The organism is Nostoc sp. UHCC 0302 (assembly GCF_038096175.1).
Taxonomy (GTDB): domain Bacteria; phylum Cyanobacteriota; class Cyanobacteriia; order Cyanobacteriales; family Nostocaceae; genus UHCC-0302.
Genome location: NZ_CP151099.1, coordinates 5,946,291 through 5,964,083, shown reverse-complemented (window position 1 = coordinate 5,964,083; position 17,793 = coordinate 5,946,291). Strand labels below are relative to the sequence as shown.

Here is a 17,793-nt window from a genome sequence, read left to right as displayed (position 1 = left end):
ACGCTAAACTCCGCCCTAATAGTTGCATAAAGATTCAGTAAAGAAATTTTAAGAGTTTGTCAAATTTATTGTTCATTTTGTATTTGTGTAAACCCACACCATGAATTATCCCATTCCAGACAGTCCCCAAGACATTGTTGCTTTACGACAAAAGCCTATTGATGAAGAATTAGTTGCCGCTGCGATCGCTGGAGTAATTAAAGTTGTCCGCGCTCAGGGTTGTTCTTTGGAAGAATTGACTGCTCAGGTGCTAGCGGATGACCCAATGCTGGATCAGCAACAGCGGCGTTGGTTGAGCCAATTGGTAGCCCAAGCTTGGGAAAACTTTTCCTAGAACATTCGGTAGAACGAAGTTTTTCTCGCAAGCATCACTCATGACTTCGTAGAATTAACTGTCTAGGTTTGTCAGCATATTGGCGATCGCTTTTCCGGTGTGGTAATAATAACGATTATTTGTCCGGGATGGACAATTGGGCTACTATTTTTGAATTTACGGTAAAGAAGCCACTCATTTAACCATATCAGCATTAAGTACTAGTTAGAAAAAAGGTAAAAAGCCGAAGAAATTACTTTTACCTTTTTTAAAGCGAGTTCGATGGGTTGAAAATGGCATAAAAAAGCTAAGGCTAACATCATAGCGTTTTTAGGTTACCTGCAATACCCTCTATTTTTTCTACTACTGAATAATGTCAGAACAGATGCTTCCTAACGACTGAATTAGATCGGCAAAGGTTTAGTGTATTACCGATATCTACTAGCTTGCTACGCCAGTAAAATCTGGCTGGAGTTTTCTTTCTCTCTTGAGGTTTGTTGCTATATATTAATTCACATAGCTGATTATAAAAGTATTAGCTCTTTCACAGAAAAAATTAGCACCCACAAACAGAAAATTAACGTCAAACTAGAATGGGAACATCGAGATCCAGTAGAGAGAGTAGTCGTAGCAGTTGCCAAAATAAATCAAGCTTCTCTCATTACAGCAGATCAAAAAATAGCTAGTTTTTACTCTTCAGTAATTTGGTTAATTAAATTGCTTCTTCTCTCTTCACTTTTTTGTATTTAGCTTCTTCTATATCAACTACTTGATGTAAGGGGCGAGGAGAGAAAATTGTTATCTACACCCCTACATCCCTATCGCTTTCTAAACTCAACTCAAGCTTTCAATGCCGTTTCTGCTTGGGAGTGCAACAAGAGGCCATATTCCAAACCCTCCACCACAGCTTGATAAGAAGCCTCCAGAATATTGGTCGAAACCCCTACAGTTGCCCAGCGTTGATAACCATTACCCGATTCCACCAAGACGCGGGTTTTTGCTGCTGTGCCTGTATGTCCGTTGAGAATCCGCACTTTGTAATCTGTCAGTTCAAAAGTGCCTATTTGCGGATAAAAGTTCACCAAAGCCTTGCGTAAAGCTGCATCCAAAGCTGCCACGGGGCCATTACCTTCTGCCGCTTCTAGAATATTTTTCCCCTCAACAGCTACTTTAACTGTGGCTAGGGCGTTACTAGTTTCCTTCCCCTCAATCAAGTCACAGTGGACTTGAAAACCTTTGATTTCAAAGAACTGCTGGCGACTTCCCAAAGCTTCGTACATTAACAGTACAAAACTTGCTTCTGCTGCCTCAAATTGAAAGCCTTCACTCTCCAAATCTTTGATGCGTTGCAGAATTTCTCTAGCTTCTGCCTTTTGTTGATCTAGTTCAATGCCAAAAGTGCGAGCTTTAGCTAAAACATTGCTCAATCCAGACTGTTCTGAAATTACGATGCGGCGACGGTTCCCCACTTGTTCCGGCTGAATGTGTTCGTAAGTTAGGGGATTACGTTCTACGGCTGATACATGAATACCGCCTTTGTGTGCAAAAGCAGAACGTCCTATAAAGGGGGCGTGTTCATCTGGGGCGAGGTTGACAACTTCACTCACAAATCGACTAGCTTCTGTAAGTTGTGTGAGCTGGTCTTCTCTGATACAACTGTAACCTAGCTTCAGTTGTAAATTGGGAATTAACGAACACAGGTTAGCATTACCGCAGCGTTCCCCGTAACCGTTGATTGTCCCTTGTACCATCTTCGCCCCAGCCATCACAGCTGCTAAGGCATTGGCAACCGCCATCTCCGAATCGTTATGAGTATGAATTCCGATTTGGGGCATTGGGAATTGTCCATTATCATTTGTTACTGGTTGTTGACAAATGACTAATGACAAATGACTAATGACATTTTCCACAATTTGGCTGATTTCGTGAGGCAAAGTGCCGCCATTGGTATCACAGAGGACTAGCCATTCAGCACCAGATGAACAGGCTGCCTCTAATGTCTGTAAAGCATAATCTTTATTTTGCTTGTAGCCATCAAACCAATGTTCGGCATCGTAGATCACCCGGCGTCCTTGAGAACGGAGATACTCAATCGTGTCGCGAATCATCGCCAAATTTTCTTCTAATGTCGTCTTGAGGCTTGCTGTGACGTGTAAATCCCAAGATTTGCCAAAAATTGTCACCCAGCGAGTACCCGCAGCCAGAATGGCTTGTAACATCGGTTCATCTGCGGCAGAAGTGTTGGGACGGCGAGTTGAACAAAATGCAACAATTTCTGCCTGTTTGAGCGGATCTTCTTGGAGTTGCCAGAAAAACTGTACATCCTTGGGATTAGCACCAGGCCAACCACCTTCAATGAAGGGAATTCCTAGTTGGTCGAGTCTACGGGCAATGCGTAACTTATCTTCTATAGATACTGACAGCCCCTCGCGCTGAGTGCCATCCCGTAATGTAGTGTCATATAGCCAAAGTTGAGGTGAGGGATTTGGGGTCATAATACTGAGACCGTGGAGACAACTTTTCGGGCAATGTGTCAATATACAACAAAAAGCCGGTTTGCTAATCTAAAACAATGCCCAAGGTACAAGCTCAAGGTAAAACAATTGAGTGCAATCGCGGAGCTAATTTACGCACAATTTTGCTGCAAAACGGTATTGACCTCTACAACAGCGGTGCTAAAGTCATCAACTGTCGGGGCATTGGCAGTTGTGGTACTTGTGCGGTTAAGGTAGAGGGCGAAGTATCGGCAGCGAATTGGCGTGACAAAGCGCGGCGTTCGCTTCCTCCCCATTCTCCTACAACAGACCTACGTTTGGCTTGTCAAACTCAGGTTTTAGGCGATATAAAAATAACAAAATTTGATGGATTTTGGGGTCAAGGTTCTCAGACAGTGTGGACACAAGAAGGTTAAAAAGGAGCAAAACAAGATGGGTAGATGGACACCCTTAATTCTGATGGCTGGCGGTTTAGCGATTCTGCTAGGTACGTTGCTGGGTATCAACTTTCCAATGGGCGGGCAGCAACAAACCGCTAACAATCCCCCTACCGACAAAAAAGCCAAAGTCTTGCCAGCTAATATCAATGTTAATAGTACTGCTGGCAGCCGGGGTAATGAAGCAGCATCTGAACAAACTGAAAACAGACCCAGTGTTGCATCACAGAACACTGAAAGCCAAAGAAGCGTTGCCCAAAACGTTCCTAGTGATGACTCAACATCATCTGACAGTACCTCTAATACAGATAGTCAAGTTACAGAGGCTCAATCAAATGATGCAAACCAAAGCGCCGAACCAATTCGAGCTTTGTGGTAAGGTTTGCTAGTCATTGGTTACAAGTTATGAGTTATTAGTTATTAGTTATGATTTATTAGTTATGTACTAATGATCAATGGCTAATGATAAATGACTAATAAATAATGGCTAGTGACATTGTAATTATTGGTGGCGGCGTTATTGGCTTAGCGATCGCCATTGAACTAAAACTGCGCGGGGCAAATGTCACCGTGCTTTGTCGTGATTTCCAGGCTGCCGCTACTCACGCCGCCGCTGGGATGTTAGCACCAGATGCGGAAAAAATTTCTCATGAGGCAATGCGTTCTCTGTGTTGGCGATCGCGTTCTTTATATCCTGACTGGACACGCAAACTAGAAGAATTAACAGGCTTAAATACTGGCTACTGGCCCTGTGGTATCCTCGCACCCGTCTTTGAAGAAGAGGGGGGGATAAGGGGAGAAAGGGACAAGGAGACAAAAGGAGAGAAAAATGTTTTTTTCCCCCCCTCTCCCCCTCTCCCCCTCTCCCCATCCTCTTCATCCCCTGCTTACTGGTTAGATAAACAGGCAATTCATCAATATCAACCAGGGTTGGGAGCAGAAGTAGTTGGGGGCTGGTGGTATCCTGAAGATGCACAAGTTAATAGTCGGGTCTTAGCTGGTGTGCTGTGGACGGCGGCTGAGTCTTTAGGTGTTGAATTACAACAAGGTATTACAGTAGAAGCATTTTTACAACACCAAGGACAAGTTGTTGGAATTCAAACCAATGTCGGGATAATTCGCGCTGCACACTATGTTTTAGCCACAGGTGCTTGGTCTAATGAATTGTTACCGCTACCTGTGCGTCCCAGAAAAGGACAAATGTTGAGTGTACAGATACCAGAATTTGCTCCAGATTTGCCCTTGAAGCGAGTTTTGTTTGGGCAAGATATTTATATAGTACCGAAACGGGTTTGCGTTCGTGAAACAGTAGCGACCTCAGAAGTGTCAGCGTCTGCCAAAGAGATGCGATCGCCAAAGGCGGGTTTTCAACCATCGCTGATTATTGGGGCAACTAGTGAAGATGTTGGCTTCACCCCCCACAATACTCCAGACGGCATTCAAAAATTACTCCAAGCAGCCATCCGGCTATATCCGCAATTACAGCATTATCCCATCCAGGAATTTTGGTGGGGATTTCGCCCAGCTACCCCTGATGAATTACCCATCCTTGGTACTAGCCATTGTCAAAATTTAACTCTTGCCACTGGCCATTTCCGCAATGGAATTCTACTTGCACCCGTAACAGCGGCATTGATTGCCGACTTAATTTGGGAACAAAAGTCTGACCCCCTACTCTCTGATTTTCACTATTCGCGCTTCCACACAAAGCCATCTACCTCCACTTCCATGCTCACTCACTCCGCCAATTTCGCTAACGGGCATCGTTCTGTCCTGTCTCCACAGCAACATTCGCTCCCTACTCTCTACTCAGGACTCAGCACTCAGGACTCAGCATTGATCATCGCTGGTAAAACTTTCCAGTCACGCTTGATGACGGGAACTGGTAAGTATCGCAGCATTGAGGAAATGCAGCAAAGTATCGTCGCCAGTGATTGCCAGATTGTGACAGTGGCTGTACGGCGAGTCCAAACCAAAGCCCCAGGACATGAAGGTTTAGCCGAAGCCTTAGATTGGACAAAAATTTGGATGTTACCTAATACAGCAGGTTGCCAAACAGCAGAAGAGGCGATTCGCGTAGCGCGTTTGGGGCGAGAAATGGCGAAACTGTTAGGGCAGGAAGATAATAATTTTGTCAAGTTAGAAGTAATACCTGATCCTAAATATTTACTTCCTGATCCGATTGGCACACTGCAAGCAGCAGAACAACTGGTAAAAGAAGGCTTTGCAGTATTGCCCTATATCAACGCTGACCCTATGTTAGCCAAGCGCTTAGAAGATGTCGGCTGTGCTACAGTCATGCCTTTAGCGTCGCCAATTGGTTCTGGACAAGGGCTAAAAACAACCGCCAACATCCAGATTATCATTGAGAATTCGAGAGTACCTGTGGTAGTGGATGCCGGGATTGGTTCACCCTCAGAAGCGGCACAGGCAATGGAATTGGGGGCAGATGCCTTATTGATTAATAGTGCGATCGCCCTAGCAAAAAACCCAGCAGCAATGGCTCGTGCCATGAATCTGGCAACAGTTGCCGGACGCTTAGCATATCTTGCAGGCAGAATGCCGATGAAGGACTACGCCAGCGCTAGTTCACCCCTAACTGGGACGATTACTAGTTAGGGAGGGCATAGGGGATAGGGCATGGGAAGAAGACTAATACGAGATAGGAAATGGTAAATGAGTAATAGTAACTGACAATGCCCAATGCCCCATGCCCAATAATGTAACGATTTATCTCTTAGCTAAAGAGTGTAATATAAAGTTTATGTAACATTAAATCAACAATTTCTCAAGGAATTAATTCATGCCCTATACAAATGAAGAAGGCGGACTTCTGAATAATTTTGCCCGCGAACCAAAGGTTTATCAAGCAGAACCACCTACTGAAGGTCAAAAGCGAACCTATATTTTCTTGGGAATCGCTGCTATAGTTTTGGTCGGCGGCTTAATTGGAGTTGCCTTCTTTGTTTCTAGTATCAGTTAAGCGTAATAGATTTTAATAAAAATTGATCATTTTAATGTTTCAGGTTCCGATTTAAGAAGGAGCCTGCTTTTTTATTTTTTGTTAAAATTGAATTAGAAATAAGTATAATTAAATACTTATTTTTGCTTACATTATACTACTTTTCAGTTGCTTAAACTAACGTGAGTTCGACGAGTGCTATGTTGACCTCTCCCCCAGCCCCTCTCCTACGAGGAAAGGGGAGTAAAACGATGATTTTTTTGTTGCTCCTCCCTTTCCGCTTCGGAGAGGGAGGTTGGGAGGGAGAGGTTCATCGAACTCACGTTAAACTACACAATTTCCTTTCCCAAACGTGTGTTTTGGCTATTTAGCCACCATGAGCGTGAATGATACTGCACACAGCGATAATTCTGCTTGGAATCGGCAAGTTTATCACCGCTTGAAACTTGCGTTAAGTCTCGGTTTACGTCGACAATTATTTTTGGCAGTATGTGATGATTTACACTTGAGAAATCAAGTAGCGGCTCGTTTGCATTCTACATTGGCTTATCCTATTGGGCAAGTGCTATACCAGCCATCAGATGCACAAGAAAACAGCACATCAGCTTATCCACGATTAGTCACGTTGCGGTTGAATCTCAACGATCCAAATCCTATAGTTCAGATAAATCAATGGTTGTCGAATTATCCACCACCAGTTGTTGGTGCATCCAAAGATACCCCAGGCAGACCCTTGCCAACACCAGGATTTCAGATTGTCGGTGTAGAACAGCTAACCAAGCAACCAGTAGCGACACAGCGTTTATTTTTACACTATCTTCGCTTAAGTGAACAATATTTTTCTACCCAAGAATCCAGCCGCTTTCTAGAATCTAGTTTGCTGCTATGGCTACCGCGTCCTTGGTTATCTGCTATTCAGCAATCGGCGCCACATTTTTGGCGTTGTCGTACTGGCGTGTTTGTGTTTGCTGGTGAACCCACGCCAACGACACACAATTCAGGCTATCCAGAACGTTTTTCTAGTTCAAGAGGTTTAGATTTAGGGAATTCTCAGGAATCAATTGTAGATGAATCAGTTAAGCAAGCAGAAGTTAGAGCAGCAGTCACCGAGTTGAAGTTTGAAGAGAATTACGATTTACAGAAACAGACACAAACGAATCACATCCGTAAAACTGAGAAAACTACACTGTCAATGGTGGATTTATTGAAGGCTTCGCCACAACAGCAAGAATCGATTACTAGGTCTAGCAATGGGAATAAAGACCAATCATTGTCGTCTTTGTCTCATATTAGCAGCGAGTTAACAGAGCTAGTAGTAGCCACAATTAACACAAAGACTCCTGAAGATACCGAAGATTACTGGCAACCGCAGCAAATATTGTTTGAAATTGAAGAATTACATATCCAGGATGCTGCCGGAGAAGTACTTGCAGAAGCTTATCATCGGTTGGGTAGTTTATATCGCTTTCGCATTGAACAAGGACAGTCAACCTTAGAAAACTTGATGGTAGCAATTATTGCTTATCAGGAGGCAATTAGTTATGACGAAGAGTCACCACAACTACCAGATATCTTGAATGACTTGGGTACACTCTACTGGATGCTATACCGCACACCACCCAATTCTGAAGAGGGACAAACTTATATAGAACAGGCAATAGAATTTTATGAGTTGGCGTTAAAGCTGATTTCACCGGAAACTCATAGAGAAACTTATGCTCGCGTGCAAAATAATTTGGGAACAGCTCATGGTGATTTAGCTCGTTTTGCCAACTCATCTCAAAACTGGCAGCAAGCAGTTAAAGCGTACAGTGAAGCACTACGCTACCGCACAGCTGAAATGGACTCATTAAAGTATGCTGCTTGCCAAAATAATTTGGGTACTGCCTATTGGCATTTAGGGCAATATAATCAACCTGTTGAGTATTTAAAGAAGGCGATCGCAGTTTATAACTTAGCACTAATACACTATAGCCCTGAACAAGAACCCCTCAAATATGGGATGATTCAAAATAACATCGGCACAGCCTGCTGGAATCTAGCACAATACGAACAACCAGCAGAAAATCTTCAGCTAGCTATTGATGTTTATCGTGAAGCACTCAAGTATCGCACTCCCGCTAATGTTCCTAGTGCCTGCGCCGCTACACAAAATAATTTAGGCACTGCTTACTGGCATTTAGCAAATTTATCTCAAACAACTAAAGAAGCGCGGCAAAAGTTTCTGCAACTATGTATTAGCGCTTATGAAGAAGCTATTGCTCTAGCTCATTCACTTAAAGGTATTTCTTTAAGTTTTGATTTGCTGGCTACTTACAATAACCTGGGGCTAGCCCACTATCAGCTAGTAACAGATAACTCTTTCAATGGTGACAAAGCTACACGTTCTCAGCACCTAGAAGCATCATTAGAAAATCATTTGCAGGCTTTAAATGGATTAAACAAACAACCAGAAGCTTATCAAACAACTTTCGCTTATGTGGTGAAAACTATTCGGGCTTTTCATAATGAATTAGGGATACAAGGACAAAATTTGGCTTTATCTAAAGTTCCAAGTCAGCTGTTACCAGAAATTTTGTCAAAATTATAAATAGCCTTTATTAGCTGGGTACACCAGGACGCCTAAAATACAGGCAGGAAGAATAAATGTTTCATTATCTGCTTTATGCTAACGTTCCATCTGCGGATGTTTAAGCAAAATCGGCGTTTGGTGATCAGTCGGGCATATCGATAATATGTAAGCAGAGCAAATCTCGACTATTATGAATTCTTTTTCCCTCCCCCTTCCACAAACCGATCCGCCGCTCCCTGCTTCGCAAACCCTCCCTACCATGTATGATCTTCCAAGTGAAGATCCAGAGGAACCTGGTTTGCCGGATGAATTTCATGACCTCCAACCCCAACTTTTGTCTCGGACTCTGCGTCTAAGTAACTACACAGCAGACCAATTCTTCACAGGTACGGATCTAAATCTCTACTATGATTTAGAGCATCCGTTGTGGCACAAACGCCCTGATTGGTTTTTAGCTACTGGTGTGTCACGCTTATATGCAGGGCAAGATTTGAGACGTAGCTATGTGACATGGCAAGAGCGAAGAAACCCCTTTGTCGTCGTTGAACTACTTTCTCCTGGTACTGAAAAAGAAGACCTTGGTATCTACGCTGAACCTGACACAGAAGTATCAATTCAATCTCAGGTAAGCCGAGATTTAGCTGACGCAGAAATTCATAATGGTCAAGCAACCAAAGACACACCGCCTTCTAAATGGGAAGTGTACGAACAAATTCTGCGCGTGCCTTATTACATTGTCTTTAGTCGCTATACAGATCGTCTCTGGTTCTTTAAACTAGTGGGTGGGCAATACCAAGAACAATCTCTGGAATTAGAAAATCCGCGCATCTGGATTCCAGAACTAGAAATTGCTTTAGGTTTATGGCAAGGAGAATTTGAAGGGATTTCTCGCATCTGGCTGCGCTGGTGTGACGCTGAAGGGAACTGGATACCAACTGATACAGAACAAGAACGAATCAGGGCTGAACAAGCCTTGCAGCAGGTAGAACAAGCTTTACAACAAGTAGAACAAGAACGAATCAGAACTGAACAAGCTTTACAGCAAGCCGAACAAGAACGAATTAAGGCAGAACAAGCATCACAGCAATTGCTACAGATAGCACAGAATTTACTACAATCCGGGATGGCGATCGCACAAGTCAGTCAAATTACCGGATTACCTGAAACCGAAGTACAAAAGTTGCAACAATTATAAGTTACAAGTGGCGATCGCTTTTAAATTGCTTACACCAAATTGTCCACAATAGTATTCTTTGTAGAACAGAGTCAAGTCAAGGAAAGACCTATATCAAGCCTTGTTGAGTGAGTCTTAATTACGAATTACGAATTACGAATTACGAATTACGAATTACGAATTATTCTCCCCATTCCTTAACAACAGAAAATAGTGATGAATAATCATCATCAGCAAGTGACATTTTTACTGCTGTTTGTAAGATTTGTCGCACACCTTTAATACTGCTCAAATCCAAACCACGGGATTTCGCTTCAGAAATAAACAATTCTGTATCTTTTAGCAAGTGTTTTGTGGGGAAATTGGGATTAGCATAATTGCCATCCAACATCCGTTGTAATTTTTTGTCAAATGTGGGCGCATAAAGTGAACTGTCGCGCAGAATTTGCATGAAAGTATCCACATCAACACCTTGGCGCTGAACAAAAGCTAGACTTAAGGCAAAGCTAGTTGTCAGGGAAGCAATTAGTTGATTTAGCGCTAATTTTAAGGCAGCAGCAGTTCCCACTGGTCCTATATGTAAAGGTTCTGAACCGAAATTTTGTAGTAACTTCAAATGGCGTTGATATTGTTCTGCCTCAGCGCCAACCATTACAATCAGCTTACCAGCTTGTGCTTCTGGAATACTCCCTAGTACAGGTGCTTCTAAATACTCACCACCACCTGAAACCACTGCATCTCTGATTTCTTGGCTTTCTGTGGGAGTAATTGTTCCCATTTGAATGATGGTGCGTCCTTCTAAAGTTCGCCAAGCAGTATCTGAAAGCAAGACATTGTAGATTGCAGAAGCATTGGTGAGCATCAAAACTACGCATTCAGCCGCACTAATTGCATGGCGGGGGTGTGTGACAATTTCCGCGCCACTGGCTTGTAGTGGAGCTAATTTTTCTGGGGTGCGGTTGTAGGCAACTAGCTCTATGTCTGCGGCTAACAATCTTTGCGCCATTGGTAGTCCCATCAGTCCAGTTCCCAGAAATGCCACCTTCATTTTTTACGTTCCTTGTGTACAGCGTAGACGTTCGCGTAGCGTTCCGTAGGAAAGCCTATCGTAGACATCGCGTTTCCATCGTTTAATTTTAATTTAACGGAGTGGGGAGAAGACTGGGGACTGGGGACTGGGGACTGGGGACTAGGGGGTGAATAATTATTCGTATTTCCCTCCTGCTCCTCTGCCCCTCATCCCCCATCCCAAAAACTCAGCCACCAGCTGCAAAAGTTAGCATAATCACAACTGAAAGTAGGAGACCAGGAGTAAGTAGTGTCGCTAGCATTATCAAATCATGAGTAGACATAATTATTACTTTCCTAGTGTTTTTAAATTAATAGTAATTACAGTTATCCTAGTCTAAAAAAGACTGATACTGCATTCTTAAATAGAGTTTTAACTTTTCAGATTTACATTTGTTCTGGCAATATCAATCCTTTAAGTGGTTGAGAACTTTCTATTTCTCGTAGACCTTTACTCTGAACTAAGACTCCAAAACCACCTAGTTCTGTGGGGTCTATAAGTTGGTGTAGTGCGTCCCGCCGTTGTAGTAATTCCGAGAGGGGTTGCTGTTGAGAGGAGAGGGTAGCCATACGTTCGCCTAACCCCAACGCCATTAAAAATAAGCCCTGCTGTATAAAACCAATTTTATCTAAACCGCATCGCTCACCCCAGCGTTCCAAAGCTGTAAAGTCAACATGAGCAGTAATGTCTTGTTGCCCAATATTAATATAAGGATTGTCATGGTAACGGTGGTGATAATAGCACTGTAGTGTACCTTGCGATCGCCTGGGATTATAGTAACGACTAGCAGGGTAGCCATAATCAATTGTTAACACATACCCCCTCTGCAAGCGGTCTGCTACTATACTCAACCAATCTAAAGCAGCTAAATTAATTTCACTCCGGTAGCCATCTGCATAAACATTTGCAGCGATATCAATTCCCACTAAATCGAAATATTCCCTCAATTGAGGTGTAGAAAGTTCCCCTGTTACTTCCACAAAGGATGACTGGGGAACAGAGGGGGACAAAATCCCCCCTTCCCCCTCATCTGTCTGCGTCGTCACATAAATTTCTCGTAGTTTCCCAGCCTCTAGAGTAAATTGATGCACAGGAAACGCATCCACTAATTCATTAGAAAAAAAGCAGCCAGTAATTGAGTTAGCTGGTATTTCCTCTAAATTGCACCAACGCACAGAAAAATTCTGCAAACGTTGCTGCTGTTCTTGCCTTAAAGTTGGGGACTTTTCAACAATGAGGTATTGCAGCGCGTTAAAAAAATCTGGATGGTGCAGCTGATGATAGTTGAGGATATGCAAAGCTAGCAATCCTTGCCCCGCACCCATTTCTACTAGAGAAAATTGTACAGGTCGTCCTAAAATCTCCCACATCTGGAAAAATTGTTCTGCTAGCAACTCGCCAAAATCAGTGCTGAGGTTTGGTGAGGTAAAAAAATCAGCACCTTTAAAGCCAATTTTGACTGCATCACTGGAATAATAGCCATATTTAGGGTGATATAGTGCCATCTCCATAAATTCAGCAAAAGTAATCTGCTGTTGAGGACTGGCAGCAATGTGATGGGCTATAGCTGCATACAAAGCAAAATTGGAATCCATAGGGGAGTTAGGATTTATGAGTTATGAATCAATTAAATTACGAATTAGTAGATATGTATGGGGCTGTAGCTAGAGTTTGCGCTCCCGTTTGCATGATTTCTATATCTGATTGCGACCAATGACGCGGTTCTTGACAGTGATGTGCCGCTAGTAATCCCCATAATCCATTAGGTGTCAAAATGGGTACTACTAAGTTGGCACGAACCTGCATATTACGAAGAAAATCTCGGTGACAAGCCTCAATTGGTTCTAATTCTATATCAGCGATCGCTCTTACTCTTCCTGCTAAATACAAAGCAGCATACTCATCATTAAAACAATTATCCGGCCCAGTGGAACCAAGTATTGAAAATTCATTATCACTTAATGATTCAAAAGTTACTTGTCCGTGCCACTGCTCATAAAAGTAATACAAAACCACGCGATTAACTTGAAGTGATTCTCTGAGTTGATTTGTCGTTTGCCGGACTAATGCATCCCGCTGCATTGTTCTGACAAGGCGGTCAAGCAATGTTTGTAAACCCTCTTCACTACGGCGATTTGGGTTATGGTCAAATTCTGAGTGAGGATGAATTTGCACGATTCTAAAATTACGACTAAGTAAATGCTGCCGGATTTATATAGTAATTTATTAGACCTTATTTAAATACGTCCTTGCATTTATAGTAGCAACTCAATTTTAACAGAACATAATACTAGTCAACCTCTTCGATGAATTTAAAAAAATTATTAAGAAATTCAAATTTTTCATTTATACCAGAGAAAGTTGAAGATTATAAATTTTAAATTAAGAATTTTGGAAATTTTAAAACATATGTTTAGTTTTTCTCTAGTTTGAGGCGATAAATATACTTCAAACTGTAATGTAACAAGTCTATTTGTATTCATAGTTACAGATATTCGTAATACTGTTAGTATCCCTCGTTTCCATGTAATGGGAACGAGAGATTAACGAGAGAGTATTTTTGATGCTTCAAACATTGGGACAAAGTTACAGTAAGCTTCTAATGCTGCCTCTTTAACAGTTTCATTCACAATCGGAAAGGTAGTGAGGATGTAGCTAAATTCATCTTCGGTTAAGCCGTAAAGGTGTGCTACCATTCCATCGAGTTCAGCGCGGAGTTTGGCACGTTCTGTTTCGTCGGTAACGCCTTTTTGATGGGAACTTAGACCGACTTCTTGCGCGAGTTCGTCAAATTCTGGTATCGTGCAGATGAGTTTGGCGGCGCGTTGTACAATATCCTTGAAGTAGCGATCGCTTTTTGTTAAACGTGGAATTGGTAACTGGTAGACATAAAGCATAAATCCTTTATCCTTAATTAATTTCAAGGAACATACCGAAAGTATTGACTGTTTTAAGCGGCATCTTTGTTCGTACTGCCGTAATTTTTAATCATCAGGTATATTTGCTGATTATTTTATCAAAATGTTTGTATTACTTTATCAAAATGTCTGTTTGCTTGTTGAAAATACCTAATTGCTTTCTCAATATCTGTGGTTGCTTTCTTAATATCTATGATTGCTTACTCATTTCAGTAGATTCAGCAAGCAATTAGAGGTATTACTTTCTCAATATCTGTGATTGCTTACTCATTTCAGTAGATTCAGCAAGCAATTAAAGGTATTGCTTTCTCAATATCTGTGATTGCTTACTCATTTCGGTATATTCAGCAAGAAATTAGAAGTATTGCTTACTCATTTCGGTATATTCAGCAAGCAAAAAGAGATACTGCTTTCTCAATATATTTGATTTGAAATAGCCAACGCAAAAATCTGCCCGATAAGAGACTTTGAGGGTTTCTTGTAGAATCGGTAGCAGTTGTAAATCAATATTGTCAAAAATGCAGGGCATTACTCAAAACTCTTAAAAAGAGATTATTTATAAATATTTCGTACCTATGTTATGTGAGTAAAAAATTTTTATAGCCAGAAAAGGGGTAGCTGTAATGAACCGTGGTTGATTACTGTATGGAACAAGTGGCGTCAGGCGACTGCTGTTAGCGACGTTATACCATTTAACTTTAAAGAATGATACAAATACTTTGGTAGGGACACGGCAATGCCGTGTCCCTACGAGAAATTTATATGTATCAGGATTTTCGTGAATTGGTATTAGAAGCGTCAATGCTAAAAAAATAGAGCAGTTGCACTATATACAACTGCTCTAAAAAAGTACTTGGACAGATATTTTCTACCTATCTACAGAACCCATGATCACATCAATACTGCCAAGAATGACCACAATATCTGCAACCTTAACCCCTCGCAGTAAATGAGGCAAAATCTGGAGGTTGTTGAAATCCGCAGCGCGAATCTTCCACCGTGCAGGAAAGACGTTATCCTCGCCAACCAGATAAATCCCCAGTTCCCCTTTACCGCTTTCTACGCGGGCATAAATTTCACCCTTGGGAATCTTGAAAGAGGGAGAAACTTTCTTACCAATAAATTGATAATCAAACGCGTCCCACTCTGATTTTTTCCCTGCGGCTAGGCGCTTGGCTTCCAGATTTTCGTAAGGGCCGCCAGGAAGTCCTTTGATTGCTTGGCGAATAATCTTTACAGATTCGCGCATTTCCCGCATCCGCACGACGTAACGGGCAAAGCAATCACCAGCAGTTTCCCACTGCACGTCCCAGTCGAAATCGTCGTAACATTCGTAATGGTCAACCTTCCGCAAATCCCATTTCACACCAGAAGCACGCAACATCGGGCCAGAAAGCCCCCAGTTCAGTGCTTCTTCACGGGTGACTGTACCAATACCCTCAACACGTCGCCGGAAGATGGGGTTATCTGTTACTAGGCGTTCGTATTCATCAACTTTGGGTATTAAATAGTCACAAAATTCCACACACTTGTCTACCCAACCATAAGGCAAATCAGCAGCTACCCCACCAACACGGAAGTAGTTGTTGTTCACCATCCGGTAACCTGTGGCAGCTTCCCACAAATCATAAATCATCTCCCGTTCCCGAAACTGATAGAAGAAGGGAGTTTGAGCGCCTACGTCTGCTAGGAAGGGGCCAAACCACAGCAAATGGTTAGCGATGCGGTTCAACTCCAGCATGATGACGCGAATATAACTAGCGCGTTTGGGGACAGTTACACCAGCCAGCTTTTCAGGGGCGTTAACAGTGACGGCTTCATTGAACATTCCCGCAGCGTAGTCCCAACGACTAACGTAGGGAACGTACATAATAGTAGTGCGGTTCTCAGCAATTTTTTCCATTCCCCGGTGCAAGTAGCCAATGACCGGTTCACAGTCAATGACATCCTCGCCATCCAGGGTGACGATTAGCCGCAGAACCCCGTGCATTGAGGGGTGGTGTGGCCCCATATTTAGCACCATCGGTTCAGTGCGGGTTTCTAGTCTAGCCATAGATTTAGTGTTCTCCGTTCGTGAAAATTTTGAATTGAACCGCCCTTCGGGTTCACCAGCGCTGTAAGCGACTGGTGAACCAAGATGCCAACCAGATTGAATCGGGTCTGCAAAGTCAAAATGAGGTGTGTACGGGCAATAATTTTAGAAGGAACCACCTTTAAGGCGTCTTACATCTATTGCCCATACAGGGGTATGTTGGAGAGAGGGTGACAGCAGAGGGTTTTACTTGATGTTTTATTTTGTTGCACTTCTTCAACTATTATATGGAAGCTGGTTATGCAGGTAATTGAGGCACAGGAATTTTTTCATGTGCCAGTGTTGAGTCAGGAAGTAGTTGCGGGTTTGGCGGTACGTCCGGGCGGGCATTATTTAGATGCGACGGTAGGTGGTGGCGGTCATAGTCGCCTCATCTTAGAAGCTGCTGCGGATGTGCGGATAACCGCACTTGACCAAGATGAGGATGCTTTAACAGCAGCACAAAAAGCTTTAGCTGAGTATGGAGAACGGGTAACATTTATTCTGAGCAACTTTGCTGCCTATGAGTATACTTCTACCACGTTTGACGGTATTCTCGCAGATTTGGGGGTAAGTTCTTATCATTTAGATAGCCCAGAACGGGGTTTTAGTTTTCGCCACGCTGCCAGTCTCGATATGCGAATGGATCGACGACAACCGCTTACCGCAGGTGATGTAATTAATGAATGGGATGAGGCAGAATTAGCGGAAATTTTCTTTAAATATGGTGAAGAACGGCTGTCGCGGCGGATTGCTAGACGTATTGTCGAACGCCGCCCATTTCACACGACTACAGAATTAGCCGAAGCGATCGCATCTTCTGTTCCCCCGAAATACCGTTATGGTAGAATTCATCCCGCTACCCGCGTTTTTCAAGCTTTGCGAATTGTCGTCAATGATGAGTTAAAATCCCTAGAAACTTTCTTAGATAAAGCACCAAACGCGCTGGTTCCTGGTGGCAGAATTGCGATTATTAGTTTTCATAGCCTAGAAGATCGTTTAGTAAAGCATGGTTTAAGAAATTTACCTTTGTTAAAAGTATTGACAAAAAAGCCAATTATTGCGTCAGAAGCAGAGATTGCTCAGAATGCGCGATCGCGATCGGCCAAATTGAGAATAGCAGAGAAGAAGGAGTGATATTAATTCGTAATTAAGATTTATCAGATTTTATCTGGGTAACATTCTTTTTATGTCAATGGCTGTAAATTTACCATTGCAAACTGAACGATTAATTATCCGAGACATTGTGGCATCTGATTTAGAAGCGGTGCATAGCTACGCTTGTGAATCAGAAGTTGTTCGTTTTATGCCGTGGAGGCCTAATAGCCTTGAGGATACTAAGAATTTTATCGACAGAGCGATCGCTTTACAAAAAGATGAACCCCGACACCATTTTGAGTTGGCAGTAATCTTAAAGTCAAAACAGCAACTTATCGGTGCTTGTGGTCTTCACCTATCAAATGCAGATAACAGAGAAGGATTAATTGGATACTGCTATAACCAAAACTTCTGGGGACAAGGATACGCTACAGAAGCAGCACGAGCATTATTATCTTTGGGTTTTGAACAGTTAGGTTTGCATCGAATTATTGCTACCTGCGACCCAGCAAACATTGGCTCAGCTAGAGTTATGGAAAAAGCCGGAATGCGTCGCGAAGGGCATTTCCGAGAGAATATTTGGATAAAGGGCAAATGGCGTGATACATTACTCTACGCCATTCTTGAGAGTGAGCAGAAGTAGAGATTGCTAAAAAATGCGTAATCGCGATCGGCTAAGCTGAG

The 17,793-nt window shown here is 42.6% G+C and carries 15 protein-coding genes; 9 read left to right on the top strand and 6 right to left on the bottom strand.

Annotated elements, in window-relative coordinates:
• The first annotated feature begins 100 nt into the window (after positions 1-100).
• Complete coding sequence (locus tag WKK05_RS25835; protein WP_341525902.1) at positions 101-334, top strand: hypothetical protein; 234 nt, start codon at positions 101-103, stop codon at positions 332-334.
• A gap of 818 nt (positions 335-1,152) precedes the next feature.
• Here the strand turns inward: WKK05_RS25835 and cimA are convergent.
• Complete coding sequence (cimA, locus tag WKK05_RS25830) at positions 1,153-2,808, bottom strand: citramalate synthase (RefSeq protein WP_341525901.1); 1,656 nt, start codon at positions 2,806-2,808, stop codon at positions 1,153-1,155.
• A 77-nt stretch (positions 2,809-2,885) separates the two neighbouring features.
• Here cimA and WKK05_RS25825 point away from each other — a divergent pair, with 77 nt between their 5' ends.
• The 6 genes from WKK05_RS25825 (at position 2,886) to WKK05_RS25800 (ending at position 9,974) form a co-directional block, all read left to right on the top strand.
• The gene (locus tag WKK05_RS25825; protein ID WP_341525900.1) at positions 2,886-3,224 is read left to right on the top strand and encodes a 2Fe-2S iron-sulfur cluster-binding protein; all 339 of its coding nucleotides are present in this window, start codon (positions 2,886-2,888) and stop codon (positions 3,222-3,224) included.
• Positions 3,225-3,240: 16 nt separating this feature from the next.
• Positions 3,241-3,624, top strand: coding sequence for a hypothetical protein (locus WKK05_RS25820; RefSeq protein ID WP_341525899.1), 384 nt, complete (start codon positions 3,241-3,243; stop codon positions 3,622-3,624).
• 104 nt (positions 3,625-3,728) lie between these two features.
• Positions 3,729-5,864 carry an FAD-dependent oxidoreductase gene (locus tag WKK05_RS25815; protein ID WP_341525898.1) on the top strand — a complete coding sequence of 712 codons (2,136 nt, stop codon included), beginning with the start codon at positions 3,729-3,731 and terminating at the stop codon, positions 5,862-5,864.
• Positions 5,865-6,048: 184 nt separating this feature from the next.
• A complete protein-coding gene (locus WKK05_RS25810) occupies positions 6,049-6,228 on the top strand; it encodes a ssl1498 family light-harvesting-like protein (protein WP_341525897.1) in 180 nt (59 codons plus the stop codon).
• A gap of 355 nt (positions 6,229-6,583) precedes the next feature.
• Positions 6,584-8,797: a tetratricopeptide repeat protein gene (locus WKK05_RS25805; RefSeq protein ID WP_341525896.1), complete on the top strand. Its 2,214-nt coding sequence runs from the start codon at positions 6,584-6,586 to the stop codon at positions 8,795-8,797.
• A 241-nt stretch (positions 8,798-9,038) separates the two neighbouring features.
• Positions 9,039-9,974: a Uma2 family endonuclease gene (locus tag WKK05_RS25800; protein WP_341525895.1), complete on the top strand. Its 936-nt coding sequence runs from the start codon at positions 9,039-9,041 to the stop codon at positions 9,972-9,974.
• Between the two features lie 160 nt (positions 9,975-10,134).
• Here WKK05_RS25800 and WKK05_RS25795 read toward each other — a convergent pair whose 3' ends face one another.
• The 5 genes from WKK05_RS25795 to WKK05_RS25775 form a co-directional block, all read right to left on the bottom strand.
• Entirely contained in the window at positions 10,135-11,001 is an 867-nt protein-coding gene (locus WKK05_RS25795) for an NAD(P)-dependent oxidoreductase (protein ID WP_341525894.1), read from the bottom strand.
• Positions 11,002-11,408: 407 nt separating this feature from the next.
• Positions 11,409-12,617, bottom strand: a complete 1,209-nt coding sequence (locus tag WKK05_RS25790) for a class I SAM-dependent methyltransferase (RefSeq protein WP_341525893.1) — start codon at positions 12,615-12,617, stop codon at positions 11,409-11,411.
• A gap of 37 nt (positions 12,618-12,654) precedes the next feature.
• Positions 12,655-13,197: a GAF domain-containing protein gene (locus WKK05_RS25785; protein ID WP_341525892.1), complete on the bottom strand. Its 543-nt coding sequence runs from the start codon at positions 13,195-13,197 to the stop codon at positions 12,655-12,657.
• A gap of 368 nt (positions 13,198-13,565) precedes the next feature.
• Positions 13,566-13,919 (bottom strand): hypothetical protein, encoded by a 354-nt coding sequence (locus WKK05_RS25780; protein ID WP_341525891.1) that lies wholly within the window; start codon positions 13,917-13,919, stop codon positions 13,566-13,568.
• 889 nt (positions 13,920-14,808) lie between these two features.
• Positions 14,809-15,993: an NAD(P)H-quinone oxidoreductase subunit H gene (locus WKK05_RS25775; protein WP_341525890.1), complete on the bottom strand. Its 1,185-nt coding sequence runs from the start codon at positions 15,991-15,993 to the stop codon at positions 14,809-14,811.
• Between the two features lie 279 nt (positions 15,994-16,272).
• On the opposite strand from WKK05_RS25775, the gene rsmH reads away from it, so the two are divergent.
• Positions 16,273-17,148: a 16S rRNA (cytosine(1402)-N(4))-methyltransferase RsmH gene (gene rsmH / locus WKK05_RS25770; protein ID WP_341525889.1), complete on the top strand. Its 876-nt coding sequence runs from the start codon at positions 16,273-16,275 to the stop codon at positions 17,146-17,148.
• 52 nt (positions 17,149-17,200) lie between these two features.
• The gene (locus tag WKK05_RS25765; RefSeq protein WP_341525888.1) at positions 17,201-17,752 is read left to right on the top strand and encodes a GNAT family protein; all 552 of its coding nucleotides are present in this window, start codon (positions 17,201-17,203) and stop codon (positions 17,750-17,752) included.
• Positions 17,753-17,793 lie beyond the last annotated feature (41 nt).